The sequence below is a fragment of the Nonomuraea sp. NPDC046570 genome (assembly GCF_040645915.1).
Lineage (GTDB): Bacteria > Actinomycetota > Actinomycetes > Streptosporangiales > Streptosporangiaceae > Nonomuraea.
Genome location: NZ_JBEYZF010000038.1, coordinates 1 through 17,830 on the forward strand (window position 1 = coordinate 1; position 17,830 = coordinate 17,830).

The 17,830-nt window shown below is 70.9% G+C and carries 14 protein-coding genes; 11 read left to right on the forward strand and 3 right to left on the reverse strand.

Going from position 1 to position 17,830, the window contains the following annotated elements; translation table 11 throughout:
- Positions 1–160 precede the first annotated feature (160 nt).
- Positions 161–859 (reverse strand): tectonin domain-containing protein, encoded by a 699-nt coding sequence (locus ABZ911_RS36330; RefSeq protein ID WP_358066790.1) that lies wholly within the window; start codon positions 857–859, stop codon positions 161–163.
- 332 nt (positions 860–1,191) lie between these two features.
- On the opposite strand from ABZ911_RS36330, the gene ABZ911_RS36335 reads away from it, so the two are divergent.
- Genes ABZ911_RS36335 through ABZ911_RS36355 form a run of 5 tightly spaced genes read left to right on the forward strand, consistent with a single transcriptional unit; the run spans position 1,192 to position 7,770 of the window.
- Positions 1,192–2,172: a hypothetical protein gene (locus tag ABZ911_RS36335; protein WP_358066793.1), complete on the forward strand. Its 981-nt coding sequence runs from the start codon at positions 1,192–1,194 to the stop codon at positions 2,170–2,172.
- The gene (locus ABZ911_RS36340) at positions 2,150–2,947 is read left to right on the forward strand and encodes a DUF4097 family beta strand repeat-containing protein (protein ID WP_358066796.1); all 798 of its coding nucleotides are present in this window, start codon (positions 2,150–2,152) and stop codon (positions 2,945–2,947) included. The genes ABZ911_RS36335 and ABZ911_RS36340 overlap by 23 nt, the downstream gene beginning before the upstream one ends.
- A 2-nt stretch (positions 2,948–2,949) precedes the next feature.
- Positions 2,950–3,882, forward strand: coding sequence for an ATP-binding cassette domain-containing protein (locus ABZ911_RS36345; RefSeq protein ID WP_358066799.1), 933 nt, complete (start codon positions 2,950–2,952; stop codon positions 3,880–3,882).
- Positions 3,882–4,646, forward strand: coding sequence for an ABC transporter permease (locus tag ABZ911_RS36350; RefSeq protein ID WP_358066802.1), 765 nt, complete (start codon positions 3,882–3,884; stop codon positions 4,644–4,646). Before ABZ911_RS36345 ends, ABZ911_RS36350 begins: the two co-directional genes overlap by 1 nt.
- A gap of 22 nt (positions 4,647–4,668) precedes the next feature.
- A complete protein-coding gene (locus tag ABZ911_RS36355) occupies positions 4,669–7,770 on the forward strand; it encodes a BTAD domain-containing putative transcriptional regulator (protein WP_358066805.1) in 3,102 nt (1,033 codons plus the stop codon).
- A gap of 89 nt (positions 7,771–7,859) precedes the next feature.
- Here the strand turns inward: ABZ911_RS36355 and ABZ911_RS36360 are convergent, their stop codons facing one another.
- Entirely contained in the window at positions 7,860–8,882 is a 1,023-nt protein-coding gene (locus tag ABZ911_RS36360; protein ID WP_358066808.1) for an aldo/keto reductase, read from the reverse strand.
- A gap of 142 nt (positions 8,883–9,024) precedes the next feature.
- Here ABZ911_RS36360 and ABZ911_RS36365 point away from each other — a divergent pair, with 142 nt between their 5' ends.
- Together ABZ911_RS36365 and ABZ911_RS36370 are read left to right on the forward strand one after the other, a co-directional pair.
- Complete coding sequence (locus ABZ911_RS36365) at positions 9,025–9,612, forward strand: TetR/AcrR family transcriptional regulator (protein WP_358066811.1); 588 nt, start codon at positions 9,025–9,027, stop codon at positions 9,610–9,612.
- Between the two features lie 81 nt (positions 9,613–9,693).
- A complete protein-coding gene (locus ABZ911_RS36370) occupies positions 9,694–10,896 on the forward strand; it encodes a helix-turn-helix domain-containing protein (RefSeq protein WP_358066814.1) in 1,203 nt (400 codons plus the stop codon).
- On the opposite strand, the gene ABZ911_RS36375 is transcribed toward ABZ911_RS36370, so the two are convergent.
- A complete protein-coding gene (locus tag ABZ911_RS36375; RefSeq protein ID WP_358066817.1) occupies positions 10,880–12,175 on the reverse strand; it encodes an MFS transporter in 1,296 nt (431 codons plus the stop codon). The two genes, ABZ911_RS36370 and ABZ911_RS36375, sit on opposite strands and share 17 nt — an antisense overlap.
- A gap of 180 nt (positions 12,176–12,355) precedes the next feature.
- On the opposite strand from ABZ911_RS36375, the gene ABZ911_RS36380 reads away from it, so the two are divergent.
- From ABZ911_RS36380 to ABZ911_RS36395, 4 genes are all read left to right on the forward strand, one after another.
- A complete protein-coding gene (locus tag ABZ911_RS36380) occupies positions 12,356–13,639 on the forward strand; it encodes an FAD-dependent oxidoreductase (protein WP_358066820.1) in 1,284 nt (427 codons plus the stop codon).
- Positions 13,640–13,666: 27 nt separating this feature from the next.
- Entirely contained in the window at positions 13,667–15,721 is a 2,055-nt protein-coding gene (locus tag ABZ911_RS36385; RefSeq protein WP_358066823.1) for a prolyl oligopeptidase family serine peptidase, read from the forward strand.
- 23 nt (positions 15,722–15,744) lie between these two features.
- Positions 15,745–16,968 carry an amidohydrolase family protein gene (locus tag ABZ911_RS36390; RefSeq protein ID WP_358066826.1) on the forward strand — a complete coding sequence of 408 codons (1,224 nt, stop codon included), beginning with the start codon at positions 15,745–15,747 and terminating at the stop codon, positions 16,966–16,968.
- Positions 16,969–17,076: 108 nt separating this feature from the next.
- Positions 17,077–17,829: a peptidylprolyl isomerase gene (locus tag ABZ911_RS36395; protein ID WP_358066829.1), complete on the forward strand. Its 753-nt coding sequence runs from the start codon at positions 17,077–17,079 to the stop codon at positions 17,827–17,829.
- Position 17,830: the final 1 nt, after the last annotated feature.

Below are 17,830 nucleotides of genomic sequence, written 5' to 3' on the forward strand. Positions count from 1 at the left end.
GCCACCGTTCCCTACGGCCTGGACGAAGCCGATCGGGCCTTGGCCGACCTGGCCGCCGACCGCGTCACCGGCGCCGCCGTACTCCACATCGGCGAGTGAGGGTGTGGACCCGATCTCCGCCCCAGGCGCCTGCCGGGGCGGAGATCCCGAGTTACCGGATTTAGCCTGGCTGGTCTCCGGTGTAGCGGAAGATGGCGCCGTCGGCGTTGACGCCCCAGACGGTGCCGTCGGCGGCTGCGCCGATGTCGCTGAGGCCGCCGGGGATCTGTACCCAGGGGTTGGCGTCGTCGTTGGTGTAGCGGTAGATGCCTCCGGTGGCGTTGACGCCCCACACGTTGCTTCTGGATCCGGCCGAGATCTGGGCCAGGCCGCCGGGGATGTGGGCCCAGTGGGTGGAGCCCTGGTCTCCGGTGTAGCGGAAGATGGCGCCGTCGGCGTTGACGCCCCAGACGGTGCCGTCGGCGGCTGCGCCGATGTCGCTGAGGCCGCCGGGGATCTGTACCCAGGGGTTGGCGTCGTCGTTGGTGTAGCGGTAGATGCCTCCGGTGGCGTTGACGCCCCAGACGTTGCTTCTGGACCCGACTGAGATTCGGGCCAGGCCGCCGGGGATGTGGGCCCAGTGGGTGGAGCCCTGGTCTCCGGTGTAGCGGAAGATGGCGCCGTCGGCGTTGACGCCCCAGACGGTCCCGTCGGCGGCTGCGCCGATGTCGCTGAGGCCGCCGGGGATCTGTACCCAGGGGTTGGCGTCGTCGTTGGTGTAGCGGTAGATGCCTCCGGTGGCGTTGACGCCCCACACGTTGTTCCTGGATCCGGCCGAGATCCGGGCCAGGCCGCCGGGGATGTGTTGCCAATGAGCCATGTCGAGACCTTCCTTTCGTCATGGAAAGCGACGACTCAACTACCTAGAGTCAAATGAGACGTTGCCATGAAGGCGGGATCATTACAAGGCGTTGAATATCCATTACTAAGTGTGTATGGCGCGCCTTTGGGGGAGCCCACATAAACCCGCCGCGCCCCTCTAGCCCAGAGTCCCGAATACGGGTGGCATGTCGCTGCTCAAAGAGTTGGCGCACCACACGCTTCTGACGCGCCGCCCTGGGGCGCTGACAAGATCATGATCGGGGCGTCAGGGCTCCGTCAGGTCGCTCGCGCATCGTCAGGCGCATCAGAGCCCCTTTCGGAGGAAGCGCCATGAACATCCTGCTCACCCCCTGGCGACGGTGGCACCGCCCGCTGATGGTCGCCGTCGGCCTCTTCATCCTTCTGACGCTGGCCGGCGCCATCGGCATGATGGTCGACGACCGGCGGCTACTGGCCGAGTCCGTCTGGCTGAAGCCCGCCAAGTTCGGTTTCGCCTTCGCGATGTACTGCGGCACACTCGCCTGGCTGCTCACCCGGCTGACCCGGGCCAAGCGGTTCGGATGGTGGCTCGGCACGGTGTTCGCGGTGAGCGCCGTGGTCGAGCTGGCCGCGATCACCGCCCAGGCGGCGCGCGGGACGTTCAGCCATTTCAACGCCGACACCGACCCGGTCACGCTGGTGCTGACGCCGATCTTCACGTTCGGCGTGGGGGCTCTGTTCATCGCGAACCTGGTCATGGCGTTCCTGGTGCTGCGTCAGCGGGTCATCGACCGCGCCATGACCAGGGCGATGCGCGCGGGAATCTGGCTGGCCATCCTCGGCATGCTCGTACCGGTGTTCTACCTGGTCACCGGCATCTACCCGCGTACGGTGACCGACGCCAACGGCGTACAGGTGCAGATGTACCAGGGGCACGGCATCGGTGACCCCGACGGGCACGGTATGCCCCTCACCAACTGGAGCGTGACCGGCGGCGACTGGCGGGTGGCGCACTTTGTCGGGCTTCACGGCATTCAGGTGCTGCTGCTGTTCGCGGCCCTGCTGGTCGCCCTCTCCGCCCGGTTCGTCTGGCTGCGCGACGAGCGGGTCCGTGCCCGGCTGGTCGGTATCGCCTGCCTCGGCTACACGGGGTTGTTCGCGGTCGTCAACTGGCAGGCGCACCGCGGCCAGTCGCTGATCCACCCCGATGCCATGACCCTCGCCGCCTTCGCGACCGTGGCGCTGGTCGTCCTGGCCGCGGCCGCGACCGTGATCGTTCGCGCCACGGCAACCGAGAACGAGGAGCGCCATGCCCAGGTTCACCACCTCTGAGCCCATCGGCGTCACCCTCGACGTCAGCTTCGGCACCGTACAGATCACCGCGAACGACCGCCACGAAGCCGTCGTCCAGGTCCTGCCCACCGACCCCACCTCGCACAAGGACGTGAAGGCGGCCGAGCGCACGCTCGTCGAGTACGCCGGAGGCCGCCTCCGAGTCACCGATCCCGGCGTCGAGTCGCGCGCCTGGCTCGGGCGCGGCGGCTCGATCAGGGTGATGCTCGACGTGCCGACCGGTTCCGACCTCAACGCCAGGATCGCCGCCGCCGCCGACCTGAGCTGCGACGGACGTCTGGGCCAGGTGCGGATCCACAGCGCGCACGGACACGTCCAGCTCGGCGAAGCGGACACGATCGACGTCAAGGCGGACTCGGGGGACGTCGTCGTCGGGCTCGTCCACGCGGACGCCCGCGCCGAGACCACCTACCGCCACATCCGCATCGGCACGGTCGCGGGCGCCCTGCGCGCCGAATCGGGATCGGGTGAGATCGCCGTCGAGCACGCCCACGCCGACGTCACGGCATCGAGCAAGTACGGGAACATCCGCATCGGCGAGGTGGTACGCGGCACCGTGACGCTGGAATGCGGCTCCGGCCAGATGGAACTGGGCGTCAGCGAGGGCGTCACCGCCCACCTGGACGTCGACGCCAAGCACGGCACCGTGCGAAACCTCCTCGACGAACGCGCCTCGGCCACGGACACGGTCGACGTCAGGGCCGTCAGCCTCCACGGCAACATCCTCATCCGCCGCACCCACCCCAGGAGCTGATCATGACCGACCACGCGATCGAAATCTCCGGCCTGCGCAAGGCGTACGGCGAGCACACCGTGCTCGACGGCGTCGACCTGCGGGTCGCAGCAGGAACGATCTTCTCTTTGCTCGGCCCGAACGGCGCGGGCAAGACCACGATGGTCCACATCCTGTCCACGCTCATCTCGGCGGACGGCGGCGAGCTGCTGGTCGCGGGCCACGACGTGAACCGCGAGCCCGACGCCGTGCGCGCCGCCATCGGCGTGACCGGCCAGTTCTCGGCCGTCGACGGCCTGCTCACCGGCGAGGAGAATCTCCGGCTCATGGCCGACCTGCTCCACCTCGGCCGAGCGGCCGGGCGCAGCCGTACGGCGGAGCTGCTCCGGCAGTTCGACCTGGTCGAGGCGGCACGCAAGCCGGCGGCCGCCTACTCGGGCGGAATGCGGCGCAGGCTCGACCTCGCCATGACGCTGGTCGGCAGCCCCCGCGTGATCTTCCTCGACGAGCCGACCACCGGACTCGACCCGCGCAGCCGCCGAGCCATGTGGGAGATCATCCGCGAGCTCGTACGGCAGGGCGTCACGATCTTCCTGACCACGCAGTACCTGGAGGAGGCCGACCAGCTCGCCGACCACATCGCGGTGCTCAACCGCGGCAACCTGGTCGCCCAGGGCTCGGCCGACGAGCTCAAGCGACTGGTGCCCGGCGGCCACGTCACGCTGCGGTTCGCCGACGAGATCGGATTCGAGGCGGCCGCACGCACGCTCGACCTGGCCACGCGCGACCACGAGGCGCTCACCCTGCACGTGCCGAGCGACGGCGGCGTGCGCGCGTTGCGCGAGCTGCTCGACCGGCTCGACCGCGACTCGATCACCGTAGCCGACCTGCAGATCCGCACCCCCGACCTCGACGACGTGTTCCTCGCCCTCACCTCGGAAAGGCACCCTGCCTGATGAACGCCATCCTCGACTCCGCCACGATGCTGCGCCGCCAGATCAAGCACCTCAGCCGCTACCCGGCGCTGACCATGATGACCATGGGCACCCCGGTGATCTTCCTGCTGCTGTTCGTCTATGTCTTCGGCGGGACACTCGGCGACGGGCTCGGCGGCCTGGGCGGCCGCGCCGAGTACATCAACTACATCACCCCCGGCATCTTGATCATGGCCGTGGCCGGAGCGGCTCAGAGCACGGCGACCTCCGTCGCCACCGACATGACCGAGGGCATCGTCGCCAGGTTCCGCACCATGGCCATCGCCCGTGTCTCCGTGCTCACCGGGCACGTGGTCGGCAGCATCCTCCAGACGGTGTTCAGCATGGTCGTCGTGGTCGGGGTGGCGCTGCTCATCGGGTTCCGCTCACCCGCCGACCTCACCGGCTGGCTCGCCGCCGGTGGCGTACTGCTCGCCGTCTCCCTCGCCTTCACCTGGTTCTCCGTCGCGCTCGGGCTGATCGCGGGCACCGTGGAGATCGCCAGCAACCTGCCGCTGCCGCTCATGCTGCTGCCGATGCTGGGCAGCGGGTTCGTCCCCACCGCCTCCATGCCGGGCGGGCTGCGGTGGTTCGCGGAGAACCAGCCGTTCACGCCGATCATCGAAGCGGTGCGCAGCCTCGTCACGGGCACCCCGCCTGGGAACAGCGTGTGGCTGGCCCTACTCTGGAGCGCGATCATCGGCGTCGGCGGCTACGTGTGGGCCAAGAAGCTGTACAACCGCTAACCAGTGCAGAGAGGCCACCGCGATGCGGATCCAACTCCTCGGGCCCGTGATGGTCCACGACGACGACGGTCGCCCCGTCGACGTGGGCGGGGCGCGGCTGCGGATGCTGCTGGCAAGGCTGGCGCTCGACCCCGGGCGCGCGGTGACGGTCGACTCGCTCGTCGACGGGCTGTGGGGGGAGGACCCTCCGCAGGACGCCGCCAACGCCCTGCAGGCGGCGGTCTCGCGGCTGCGGCGGGCACTGCGCGGCGTGGTGAGCGTCGACTCGGTCAGGGGCGGCTACCGGCTACCGGTCACCGCTGAACAGGTCGACGCGCACCGGTTCGAGGAACTGAGCGCGCTGGGCAGGCGGGAGCTGGCCGCGGGCCGGGCGCAGGAGGCGGCGCGGGTGCTCACCGAGGCGCTCGGGCTGTGGAAGGGGGACGCGCTCGGTGATCTGCCCGCCCTGGCGTCCTTCGCGGGGCCGCCCGCCGTACGGCTGGCCGAGCTGCGGCTCGCGGCGATGGAGGACAGGTTCGAGGCGGAGCTGCTGCTGGGACGGCACGCCGCGCTCCTGCCCGAGCTGGAGTCGGCCGTCGCGGCCCACCCACTGCGCGAACGGCTGGCCGGCCTGCGGATGCGGGCCAGCTACGCGGTGGGCAGGCAGTCGGACGCACTGGGGGCGTACGAGGAGATCCGCGCCAGGCTCGCCGACGAGCTGGGCGTCGACCCCTCCGCCGAGCTGCGGCGGACCCATCTCGCGGTGCTGCGCGGCGAGCTCGATCAGCCGCAGGCGCGGTCCGAGGCGCCGCCTGGACGCCTGCCGTCCCGGCTGACCAGCTTCGTCGGCAGGGACGACGAGCTGGCGATGCTCGCCGAGCTGATCGACAGGTCGCGGCTGGTCACCATCGTGGGACCGGGCGGGGCGGGCAAGACCAGGCTGGCTGTGGAGACGGTGCACAGGCACGCGGCGCACCGCCGCGGGCGGGCGTGGTTCGTGGCGCTCGCCGGGGTGAGCCACCCGGAACGGCTCGCGGAGGAGATCCTCGGCGTACTCAGCCCGCGGGACTTCCGGCCGCCGGAGACCGGGCGCGGACCGGCCATCGACCAGGTGGCCGACCTGCTCGGCGCCGAGGCGGCACTGCTGGTGCTGGACAACTGCGAGCACCTGGTCGAGGCGGCGGCCGCTCTCTGCGACCAACTGCTCGAACGGCTGCCGCAACTCGTCATCCTGGCCACCAGCAGGGAGTCGCTGGGCATCGCCGGTGAGGCGCTGTGCCCGCTCGGCCCGCTGGACGAGGCGACAGCCGTACGCCTGTTCGTCGACCGGGCCGTCGCCATGCGGCCCGGCTTCGCGCTGGATGAGTCGAGCAGCGGGCCGGTCGTCGACATCTGCCGCAGGCTCGATGGGCTGCCGCTGGCGCTGGAGCTGGCGGCCGCCCGGCTGCGGTCGATGGACGTGGGGCAGATCGCCCAGCGGCTCGACGACAGGTTCCGGCTGCTGAGCTCGGGCAACAGGGCGGCGATGCCGCGCCAGCGGACGCTGCTCGCGGTGATCGAGTGGAGCTGGGACCTGCTGACCGAGCAGGAGCGGGTGCTCGCACGCCGCATGTCGATCTTTCCCGCCTCCGCGAGTGACGCGGCCGTCGAGGCGGTGTGCGCCGACGAGCTGCTGCCGGAGGTGGACGTCGTCTACGTGCTCGGCTCGCTGGTCGACAAGTCGCTCGTGGTGGCGAGCGACGGGCGTTATCGCATGCTGGAGACCGTCCGGGCATATGCGGCAAGCCGCCTGCTTGAGGCGGAGGAGCGCCCTCGGCTCCTCCAGCGTTTCTCCCGCTATTTCGTGACGTTGGCGCAGGAGCAGGAGCCGACGGTGCGCTCGCGTGACCAGGTGACCTGGCTGTCGGTGTTCGACGCCGAACGCGACAACATGGTGTTCGCGTTGCGCGCCGCCATCGACGACGGCTCAGCCGAGACGGCCTGGCGGTTGCTCGGATCGCTGTACGCGCACTGGAACCTCCGCTACGACGCCAGGTTCGGCACGCTCGTCGGCGAGGTGCTGCGGTTCGGCGACGCGCTGCCCGACGACGTACGCGCCGCGTTCACCGCGATCGACCTGCTGGTCATCAAGGGGCAGCCGAGTCCGTCGGCCATCGAGGACTGCGTCCGCGCCAGGGCCATGGACCGCTATCCGACGCTGCTCCTGGTGATCCTGCCCATGGCGTACTTCCTCGGCCTCCACGAGCTCGCCGAACGCGAGCTCGCCCAGGCCAAGGAGCGGCCGGACACCTGGGCGCGGGCGTGCGCGCACTGGGTGGAGTCCTTCATCCGTGGCGACCGGGGCGACTGGGCGGGCAGCGTCCGGTCACGCGACCGGGCCTTGTCGCTGTACGAGCAGCTCGGCGAACGGTACGGCCACGCGGTCACGCTGGCCGGGATCGCCAGGGCTCATTCCATGGCCGGAGACCATTCCTCGGCCATCGCCGCGCTTACCAAGAGTCTCGACCTGGTGGTGCCGTTGAGGCTGTTCGAGGAGGAGCTGTACTTCCGTACCGCGCTGGCCTTCGAGCACGCCCGCCTGGGCGACCTGGCGGGAGCATGGCGTGAGATCGAGGAGGCGAAGCGCAGAGCGGGCGGGCGTGGGCCGCTGCATTCGGAGATCGAGCTGCTCCTGTGCGTCGCCGACCTGCACCGGCGCGCCGGGGACCTCGACCGCGCCGATCAGGCGCTCGACCGGCTTGAGATGGTCGCGGGTGAGCTGTCGCTGCCGGCGGAGGCGGTCGCCGCCCGCGTCGCCCCGGCCAGAATGGCCAACCGCCTGTCCGGCGGGGACGCGGCGAAGGCCCGGACGCTGCTGCCCGACGCGGTGCTCGGCGCGTCCGCGATCCGCGGCGCGAACGCCGTGCGCGACATCGCGACGGCCGCGCAGTTGCTGGCATGGCTGTTGCGGCTGGAGGGCCGTCCCGAGGAGGCGGCCACGGCGCTGGGAATGAGCGAGGTCATCCGCGGCGCCTTCGACGCGGGCGACCCGGAGCTCGGCCGGCTCGCCGCCGACCTGGCGGATCAACTGGGCGCTTCGAGGTACGAGCAGGCCTACCGCCGCGGCGCCGAACTTCCCCGGCAAGAGGCACTGCGTCGCTTCTAGAGGATCAGTTTCCGCCGGAGGTCAGCCTGCCGGTTGGCGAATGCCGTTGAGGAGTATCTCGAGCCCTTTGGTCAATCGTCCATGAGCGATCAGCGGCGGCGGCGGAGCGACGGGTCGAGCAGGGCGGGCGGAGTATCAAGCTTTTCGTGTGCGGCAAGGTCGACGCCGGGTGCGACGATCGCGTCGACGGCGTCCAGGATGTCGGCGGAGAGCACCGTGTCCGCGGCGGCGAGCTGCGAGTGCAGGTGGTCCAGCGTGCGGGGGCCGATGATCGCGCTGGTCACGGCCGGGTGCGCGGTCGCGAAACCGAGCGCGAGCTGGATCATCGTCAGCCCGGACTCGTCGGCGACCTTCGCCAGTTGCTCGACCGCGTCGAGCCGGGCGCGGTTGGACGGAAGGGAGGTGTCGAAGCGCTGCGGCATGAACGTCGAGCGGTTGGTGGCGATCTCCCGGCCCTCGCGGATCGCGCCCGACAACCAGCCTGAGGCCAACGGGCTCCACACCAGCACACCGAGCCCGTACTGCTCGGCCACGGGCAGTACGTGGGCCTCGATCCCGCGCTGCAGGATCGAGTAGCTGGGCTGCTCGGTGACGTAACGACTCAGGTGGTGGTCTCGGGCGGCCCATTGGGCTTGCACGAGACGGTACGCCGGGAAGGTCGAGGAGCCGAAGTAGCGAATCTTTCCCGCGCGCTGCAGGTCGGTCAGAGCCGACAGCGTCTCCTCGTCGCTGGTTGCCGGGTCCCACCGGTGGATCTGGTAGAGATCGACGTGGTCGACGCCGAGGCGGCGCAGGCTGTTGTCCAACTCGGTGACCAGCCAGCGGCGCGAACTGCCCTGATGGTTGCGCTCGTCGCCCATCGGCATGCTCGCCTTCGTGGCCAGCACGATGTCGTCGCGGCGGCCGGCGATGGCCTTGCCGACCATCTCCTCCGACTCGCCGTCGCCGTACCTGTCGGCGGTGTCGATGAGGTTGATCCCGGCCTCGACGGCGGCGTCGACGATGGCGGTGACCTCGTCCTGGGTGGTGCGCCCGATCGCGCCGAAGTTCATCGCGCCGAGCACGAGGGAGCTGACCTGCACACCAGTGCGGCCCAAGGTGCGGTACTGCATGACCGTGTCTCCTCCACTGCGGGTGAATCGTGGTGACAATGCGTGGCTCGCTCTGGCATCATGAGTAAGCGGAACCTTGTCCCGTTTGACGATACGGAACGATGTCCCGTTTAGCAAGCTCGGTAGCGGAGGGAACAGTGCGATGAACGACAGCGGGGTCACAGGGCAGGCGGCCCGGCCCAAACGGGCGGACGCCCGGCGCAACGAGGAGACTCTGCTCGACGCGGCCGCCGCGATCTTCGTCACCTCAGGCGTCGAAGCGCCGGTACGCGACATCGCGGCCAAGGCCGGCGTCGGGACGGCCACGATCTACCGCCACTTCCCGACGCGAGCGGATCTCATCATCGCCGTCTACCGGCACCAGGTCGAGGCCTGCGCCGAGGCCGGTCCAGCCCTGCTGGCGGGGAGCGAAACCCCTCACGCCGCCCTGGGGCGATGGATCAACCTGTTCGTGGACTTCCTGGTCACCAAGCACGGACTCGCCGCCGTGCTGCAGTCCGGCGACGCCGGCTTCGACACGCTGCACGCCTACTTCCTCGACCGGCTCGTGCCCGTGTGCGCCCAGCTGCTCGAAGCCGCGGCCGTCGCCGGCGAGATCCGCTCCGACATGGATGCCTACGAACTCATGCGTGGCGTCGGGAACCTCTGCATCGGCGCGGACAACGATCCCCGCTACGACGCACGCCGACTGGTCGAACTCCTCATCGCAGGACTGCGCCTACCGCACTAGGGATGCAAGGCTCGAGAGCGCACATCGGCATATGTCGTGAAATATCGGCTGATAGCGCGCCGTGTGTCGTAGAGTGCGCTCGTGGCCTCCGAGCTCCAGCAGCTGGTCGACAGCCTGGGCGCGCGCCTGGGCCGGTCTGTGGCCATCGACGACCCGAACATCCGCCTCCTCGCCTACAACTCCCACACCGGCGACGTCGACAACGTCCGCCTGCAGTCGATCATGCAAAGGAGGGTGTCGCCCGAGCTGGTGGTCTACCTCCACGAGAGCGGCGCGCTGCGGGCCCGTGACCCGTTCACCGTGCCCGTCCGGATCGACCTCGGGCTCGGCATAGCCCGCGTGTGCGTGCCGGTCCGCTACGAGCAGGTGCTGCTGGGATTCCTGTGGTTGCTGCTGTCCGACGGGCCCGTCACCGGCGAGCAGGCGTCGGCCGTACGGCAGGCGGCCGACAGCGCGGCGCGCATCCTGCACAGGGACTTCCTCCTGGGCGAGCTCATCCAGGGTCGCGAGCGCGAGCTCGTCCGCGACCTGATCTCGGACGACGCGGGGCTGCGAGGCGAGGCGGCGCAGCGCCTGATCGAGGAGGAGCTGGCCGTGGCGGGCCAGGTGTGCGCGCTGGTGGCGACCGTCGCGCACGAGGCCGGCCAGCCGCTGGGCGAGCAGGACCGCCTGGCTCTGGCCGTCGGGCTGGAGCAGGCCCGCCGCAGGGTCCCGCCGCGCAGCGCCATCCACCTCCAACGGCCCGACCACGGCATTCTCGTCCTCGTCCAGCAGGTGCCGTCGACGAGCGAGGTCGACGACCTCGCCGCCGCCGTGCAGCGGCTCATCGTCAAGGAGAGCGGCAAGGAGTGCTGGATCGGCGTGGGCGAGCGCGGCGCGGGACTGTCGGCGGCGCACGAGTCGTACCGCGAGGCCAAGCGGGCCGCCGACGTCGCCAGGATCATCAGGATCCTGGGCCCGGTGGTGTGGTACTCGGGCCTCGGCGTCTACGGCCTGCTGGCCGAGCTGCCCGCCGAGCGGCTCGGCCACAGCCTGCACCCGGGCGTGCGCCGACTGCTCGACCACGACGGCGGCAACGACACCCTGATCAGCACGCTGGAGACGTTCCTCGACAACGCGGGCGACGTCAAACGCACCGCCGCCGAGCTGTGCATCCACCGCGCCAGCCTCTACTACCGGCTGCGCAGGGTCGAGGAGATCGCCCGCGTACGGCTCTCCAGCGGCGACGACCGCCTCGCCCTGCACCTCGGGCTCAAGATGGCCCGCCTCATCGAGCTGCGGTGACCCCCGTGCGCAGATCGCCGCCCCTGGTCTCGGGGATGCCGCGGAACAGGATCGGGCAGGCCACCACCGCGATGGCCGTCGCGTAGAAGGCCGGGGCCAGCAGGCTGCCGGTCGCCCCGATGAGCCCTTCGCTCACCAGCGGCGCCGTGCCGGCGAAGAGCGCATAGGCCACGTTGTACGGCAGCGCCATACCGCTGAAGCGGACCTTGGTCGGATACATCTCCAGCACCGCCAGCGTCCCGGCCGCGTTGGTCCCGAAGATCACCACGAGGAGCACCAGCAGCCCGGCCGACACGGCCACCATGTTCCCCGTCCCCATGAGCAAGAAGGCCGGCACCGTCGCGAGCACCCCGCCCAGCACGCCGATCCGGATGAGCGGGCGACGGCCCACCCGGTCGACCACGAGGCCCAGCAGCGGGGCGAGCGGCACCCCTATCAGCATCAGCCCGGTGGTCAGGTAGAGCGCGGTGGTCTGGTCCAGGTCCACCGCCTTCATCAGGTACGTCGGCATGTAGCCGAGGACTATGTGCGTGAAGACGCCGACGAACGCGAAGTACACCAGCACGACCAGCATCACGCGCCAGTGGCCGCGCACGAGTTCGGTCAGCGGCCGCTGCTCCGGCTCCACCTCGGCGAAGGCGGGCGTCTCGGCCAGCTTCGTCCGGAGGTACAGCCCGACCAGGGAGATGAGCCCGCCGATCAGGAACGGCCAGCGCCACCCGCCGGCGGTGAAGCCCTCCTCGCCCAGGCCGAGCCTGAATCCGAGCACGGTGGCGGTCGCCCCCACCGTCCCCAGCGTGGTGGAAATGCCGAGCAGCGCCAGCCACATGCCGCGGCCCTGTCCCGGGGCGTGCTCGACGGTGAAGGTGACCGCGCCCGAGTACTCGCCGCCCGCGGAGAACCCCTGGAGCAGGCGGCAGATGAGCAGCAGGATCGGCGCCGCCACGCCGATCGTCGCGTACCCGGGGATGAGGCCGATGGCCGCGGTCGCCCCGCCCATGAGCAGGATCGACAGGGCCAGCGCGCCCCGGCGGCCGAGGCGGTCGCCGATCCGGCCGAAGAAGATCGCACCCGCGGGCCTGGTCAGGAACGCCACGCCGTACACGGCGAAGGTGGCCAGCAGCGCGGCGGCGCCGTCGTCGGGCGGGAAGAAGACCTGGGCGATGACGACGGCGGAGTAGCCGTAGAGGGTGAAGTCAAACCATTCGACGAAGTTCCCGATCCCGCTGGCAATGATGATCTTTTTGCCTGAGGTTCGGTCTGTTATCGAGGACGTCATATGTCGCTCCTTGGGGCGGCTGGGGGGCTTGCCCCATGTTCCGCAAGTGACCTGCGGGCGAACCATGCGCGACCGTCGCGAGATGGCGCCGCGCTCTGCGACAGATGTCGCAAGGCGGCGCTCGGCGGTCATCGATTCGTCAGTCGAAGGAGGCCCTGTCCATGGGGCAGGCTGGCTCGCATGAACGCGGATGCGGTGGTCGTGGGAGCGGGCGTGATCGGCTCGTCGATCGCGTACGAGCTGGCAGGCGCCGGCCTGAGCGTGCTCGTGGTGGACAAGGCCGACAGCGCCGGGCGCGGCTCGACCGGAGCGTCCAGCGCCGTGGTCAGATTCAACTTCTCCACCTGGGATGGCGTGGCGCTCGCCTGGGAGTCCAGGCACTGCTGGGAGGCGTGGCGGGAGCACCTCGGGGCGGCGGAAGGCGAGGCGCTGGCCCGCTACCACCGCACCGGGCTGGCCATGCTGGACGCCGAGGTCGCGCCGCGCGAGCGGGTGCTGCCGCTGTTCGACCAGGCGGGCGTGGCGTACGAGGAGTGGAGCCCGGACACGCTGGCCGCCCGGGTGCCCGGCATCGACACCGGCCGCTACTGGCCGCCGGCGAGGCTCGACGACGAGCGGTTCTGGGCGGAGACGAGCAGGCGGCTGGGCGCCGTCTACACCCCGGATGCGGGCTTCGTCGACGATCCCCAGTTCGCCGCAGCCAACCTCGCCGCCGCCGCGACCCGCCGCGGTGCCGCCTTCCGCTTCAGGCAGGCGGTGGTGCAGGTGACGCGCGCGCACGACCGGGTCACGGGAGTACGGCTGGCCGACGGCACGCTTGTCAGCGCCCCGATCGTGGTCAACGCGGCCGGCCCCTGGTCGGCGGCGCTCAACCGGCTCGCGGGAGTCGGCTCCGACTTCACCGTGGGAGTGCGCCCGCTGCGTCAGGAGGTCCACCACGTGTCCGCGCCGCCCGGCTTCGGCCCGATCATCGCCGACCTGGACCTCGGCACCTACCTGCGCGGCGACGCGGCGGGCGGCCTGCTCATCGGAGGCACCGAGCCCGAGTGCGACCCGCTCGACTGGCTGGAGGACCCGGAGCAGGCGGCCATGGCCCCGACGGCGGCGCTGTTCGGTGCCCAGGTCACCAGGGCCGCACGGCGTTTTCCCGCGCTCGGCGTGCCGGACCGGCCCAGAGGCGTGGTCGGTGTCTACGACGTGACCGACGACTGGACGCCCATCTACGACAGGACGGAACTGCCCGGCTTCTACGTCGCCATCGGCACCAGCGGCAACCAGTTCAAGAACGCGCCGGTCGTCGGCGGGCTCATGGCGGCGCTGGTGCAGGCCGTGGAGAACGGCGCCGACCACGACCGGCAGCCGGTGCGCTTCCACACCAGGCACACCGGTCACACGGTCGACCTGGGTGCCTTCTCCAGGAAGCGGCCGATCAACGCCGACAGCTCCGGCACCGTCATGGGATGAGCTCCCGCATCGAAAGGACTCACACACATGTACCCGACGACCCGCGTCACCGACGACGTCGACGAACTGGCCGGCGTCACCTTCCCCGACCCCTACCGATGGCTCGAAGGCGACGGCGACGACGTCAGGCGCTGGCAGGACGCGCAGGGGGAGGTCACCGCGAGCTACGTGCGCGACTGGCCGCACTTCGACCGGCTGCGCGAGTCCGTGGCCCGCTTCTTCGTCGCCCGGATCGGCTTCTCCCCGCGTACGGCCGGCGGCCGGTGGTTCCGCGCCGCCGTCGCCGAGGGGGCCTCCCAAGCGCGCGTCATCGTCGCGGACGAACCCTTCGGCGAAGGGCGCGTGCTGTTCGATCCGGCGGCCGAGAACCCTGACCGCCCGCCGTACGTGTCGTGGATCTCCCCCTCGCCCGACGGCCGCGTGCTCGCCGTCGGCGTCTGCGACGACGGGAGCGAGCGCAACACCATCAGGCTCATCGACACGGAGACCGGCGCGCCGCTGCAGGATCCGCCGCGTACGCCGCTGAAGGACAACTGGACCGCCGGCGCCCACTGGCTGCCCGACTCCACGGGCTTCTTCTTCACCGGCACCGACGACAGCCCGACCAGCGTCGGGCACGACGTGTGGCTGCACCGCAGGGGGCCCGAACCCTCCACCACCCTGGTCGACGGCGTGAGCTGGCTGCCGGAGCAGGACTACCGCATGGTCGTGGTGTCACGCGACGGCGCCTACGCGGTGGCCCTTCAGCGCCTGCTGAACCCGGTCCCCGTCGCCGTGGCCCGCCTGGACGACCCGGCCGGGCTGCGGTGGCGGCCGTTCGTCACCGGGGTGGACGGCACGCTCGCCGGGCACCTCGTCGGCGAGGAGTGGATCGCCGTCACCGACGTCGGCGCGCCGCGCGGCAGGGTCGTGGCCATCGCCCTGGACGCCAAGGACCCGGACGATCCGGCGTCCTGGCGGGAGATCGTGCCAGAGTCCGACACCGTGATCAGGACCCTCACCCCCGTGGGCGACCTGCTGTACCTGTCCGAGCTCGCCGACACCTACGCCAGGGTCAGCGTCGTCGACGGCGCGGGCGCGGCGCGCGGACAGGTGCCCCTGCCCGGCAGGGGCGCGCTCGCCGAGCAGCCGTTCCCGCTGATGAACCTGGCGAAAGCCCACGCGGAGGAGTACCTGTTCGAGTTCTCGACGCTCGTCGGCTCGTGGGGCACCTACCGCCACCGGCCGGGGGCGCCGGAGCTGGAGGTCCTGCGCGAGCCCGAGGTGGTGATCGGGAACGCGGTCGTCGAGGACGGCTGGGCCACCTCGGAGGACGGCACCCGGATCCCGTACCACGTCGTGCGGCTCAGGGACGTTTCCCTCAACCGGCCGCGACCGACGCTGATGTACGCCTACGGCGGCTTCAACGTGCCCTGGACCCCGCAGTTCCCCGGCCCCATCGCCGCCTTCGTCGCCGCGGGCGGCGTCTACGTGCACTGCCACCTGCGCGGCGGCGCCGAGTTCGGTCGTGCCTGGTGGGAGGGCGGGCGGCTGGCGAACAAGCAGAACGGCTACGCCGACCTGTACGCCATCGCCCACGACCTCGTCGCCACCGGAGTCACCAGCCCGAACCTGCTCGCGGTCACCGGCGGATCGAACGGCGGCCTGATGTCCGGCGTGGCGCTGACCCAGCGGCCCCGCCTGTGGGCGGCGGTCGTCCCGCGCGTGCCGCTACTCGATCTGGTCGGCGCCTGCCGTGACAGTTACGGCAGGTACGTGGTCGAGCTGGAGTTCGCCGACCCCGCCGACCCCGGCGAGGTCAGGCGGATGGCCGAGTTCTCGCCGTACCACCTGGTCAAGGACGGTGTCGACTATCCCGCGGTGTTCATCGACGCCGGCGGCACCGACCCGCGCTGCCCGCCATGGCACGCCCGCAAGTTCGGGGCGCGGCTGCAGGCCGCCACCGCCGGCGAAGCGCCGATCCTGGTCCGCGTGTGGAGCGACGTGGGGCACGGGTGGGCGACGGACAAAGAGATCGCGATCACTCAGAACACCGAGTGGCTGGCCTTCACCCTGAAGACGCTGGGCCTCGCCCCCAGATGAGACCGACAACCGCAGGAGAACACATGTGGCTCACAGGTGCGACGGTCGCCGACGGATCGGGACATGACCCGGTCCAGCAGGCCGTGCTCGTCGAAGAGGGCAGGATCACCCGGGTCGGCGGGCAGCCTCCGGCAGGCGCCGAGGTGCTGGACTGCTCGGGCATGACGCTCGTACCCGGGCTGATCGACGCCCACGTCCATCTGGGCCTGTCCAGCCCGATCGAGGCCGGCATCGGCAACCGGCTGTCGGTGGCCGAGATGGCCGCCGACATGTTCGCGAACTGCGCGCAGACGCTCGACGCGGGCTTCACCACCGTGCGCGACACCGGCGGCATCGACGCCGGGCTCGCGGGCCTGGTGGCGAGCGGGAAGATCCCCGGCCCGCGGATCCTGCACTGCGGGCCGATCCTCTGCCAAACCGGCGGGCACGGCTACCTCGCGCCCGAGTGGGAGCCGTCCGCCGACTGGCCCGATCACGAGATCCCCGGGCTGCGGTCGCTGTCCCTGCTGTGCGACGGCCCCGACGAGATGCGCAAGAACGCCAGGGAGGCCTTCAGGCGCGGTGCCGGCTTCCTGAAGTTGTGCGTCACCGGCGGCATCGTGTCCTGGCACGACAAGCTCTCCGACACGCAGCTGTCCACGGCGGAGATCGCCGTCGCCGTCGAGGAGGCGGCCGCGCGTGGCACGTACGTCACCGTGCACGCGCACAACAACGCGGGCATCCGCAACGCGGTCGCCGCCGGTGCGCGATGCGTCGAGCACGGATCACAGATCGACGACGAGACGGCCGCCCTGATGGCCGAGCACGACGTCGCGCACGTGCCCACCCTGGCGGTGATACGCGCGCTGCTCGATGACGCGGGCGAGGCCGGCCTGCCGCCGGAGACCGTCGAGCGGGCGGCAGGCGCCTGGCAGGGCCAGATCGACGCCATCCACGCCTCCAGGGCGGCGGGGCTGCGCGTCGGGTCGGGATCCGACCTCATCGGGTCGAGGCAGGAGGGCCGCGGCCAGGAACTCGTGCTGCGCTCCAAGGTGGAGGACCCGATGGCCGCCCTGGTCGCGGCCACGCGGGTCAACGCCGACATCCTCGGGATCGGGGCGGAGACCGGCACCATTGAGGCCGGCAAGCGGGCCGACCTCGCAGGATTCGCCGGGAACCCGCTGGAAGCCCCCGAACTGTTCGCCGACCGCGACCGCGTCACACTCGTCATCCAGAACGGCCGCGTCGTCAAGGACCGCCGCGCCTAGGTACCGCTGTGGCGGTCAAACACCGCCGGGAAAGAGGACCCTTGACTGCGCCGGTCAGATCGACTAGACCACAGGAAGTCCAGCGATCATCACGCAGTGGAGGACATGATGTCCCGCAGAGCGTTGGTACGACTCGCGGCCCGCGCCGCGTTATCCGCAGTCACGACAGGCTCGCTGATCGCGGTCGGCGCGATGCCGGCCTCGTCGTCGGTCTCGGACAGGCCGCCGAGAACGACCAAAGGGCCGTGCCAGTACACCGAGACCCCCGATGACCCGGCCGTGCGGAAGGTGCCGCTGCCGCCGGACCCGCGCCGCACCCCCACGCGTCCGGTCTCCGCGGTGCTCAAGACCAACCACGGCGACATCGGGCTCGCCCTCGACCCGGCCAAGGCGCCGTGCACGGTGCAGAGCTTCGTGCACCTGATCCGGCATCGGTTCTACGACGTCACCTCGTGCCACCGGCTCACCGCGTATGACCGGCTGAAGGTGCTGCAGTGCGGCGACCCCGGTTTCACCGGCGAGGGCGGGCCGGGCTACCGGTACAAGGACGAACTGCCCACGGATCTGCCGCCGTGGCCGGGCGACCCGACCGGGGTGCGCAAGACGTACGCGCGCGGAGTGCTGGCCATGGCCAACGCCGGCCCCGACACCAACGGCAGCCAGTTCTTCCTGGTCTACGGTGATTCCGGGCTGTCGCCCAACTACACGGTCTTCGGCACGGTGGACGCCGCCGGGCTCGCCGCGCTCGACCGCATCGCCGCCGGCGGCATCCAGCCGGTGCCGGACGGTCCCACACCTCCGGTGGACGGCAAGCCCGTCCTCCCGGCCGACATCCAGGACGCCCGGGTGTGCCGCAGGTAGG

Bases quoted from the DNA above. Each gene is read 5' to 3' on its own strand.
- ABZ911_RS36330 (WP_358066790.1), bottom strand. From the start codon at position 859: ATGGCTCATTGGCAACACATCCCCGGCGGCCTGGCCCGGATCTCGGCC.
- ABZ911_RS36335 (WP_358066793.1), top strand. From the start codon at position 1,192: ATGAACATCCTGCTCACCCCCTGGCGACGGTGGCACCGCCCGCTGATG.
- ABZ911_RS36340 (WP_358066796.1), top strand. From the start codon at position 2,150: ATGCCCAGGTTCACCACCTCTGAGCCCATCGGCGTCACCCTCGACGTC.
- ABZ911_RS36345 (WP_358066799.1), top strand. From the start codon at position 2,950: ATGACCGACCACGCGATCGAAATCTCCGGCCTGCGCAAGGCGTACGGC.
- ABZ911_RS36350 (WP_358066802.1), top strand. From the start codon at position 3,882: ATGAACGCCATCCTCGACTCCGCCACGATGCTGCGCCGCCAGATCAAG.
- ABZ911_RS36355 (WP_358066805.1), top strand. From the start codon at position 4,669: ATGCGGATCCAACTCCTCGGGCCCGTGATGGTCCACGACGACGACGGT.
- ABZ911_RS36360 (WP_358066808.1), bottom strand. From the start codon at position 8,882: ATGCAGTACCGCACCTTGGGCCGCACTGGTGTGCAGGTCAGCTCCCTC.
- ABZ911_RS36365 (WP_358066811.1), top strand. From the start codon at position 9,025: ATGAACGACAGCGGGGTCACAGGGCAGGCGGCCCGGCCCAAACGGGCG.
- ABZ911_RS36375 (WP_358066817.1), bottom strand. From the start codon at position 12,175: ATGACGTCCTCGATAACAGACCGAACCTCAGGCAAAAAGATCATCATT.
- ABZ911_RS36380 (WP_358066820.1), top strand. From the start codon at position 12,356: ATGAACGCGGATGCGGTGGTCGTGGGAGCGGGCGTGATCGGCTCGTCG.
- ABZ911_RS36385 (WP_358066823.1), top strand. From the start codon at position 13,667: ATGTACCCGACGACCCGCGTCACCGACGACGTCGACGAACTGGCCGGC.
- ABZ911_RS36390 (WP_358066826.1), top strand. From the start codon at position 15,745: ATGTGGCTCACAGGTGCGACGGTCGCCGACGGATCGGGACATGACCCG.
- ABZ911_RS36395 (WP_358066829.1), top strand. From the start codon at position 17,077: ATGTCCCGCAGAGCGTTGGTACGACTCGCGGCCCGCGCCGCGTTATCC.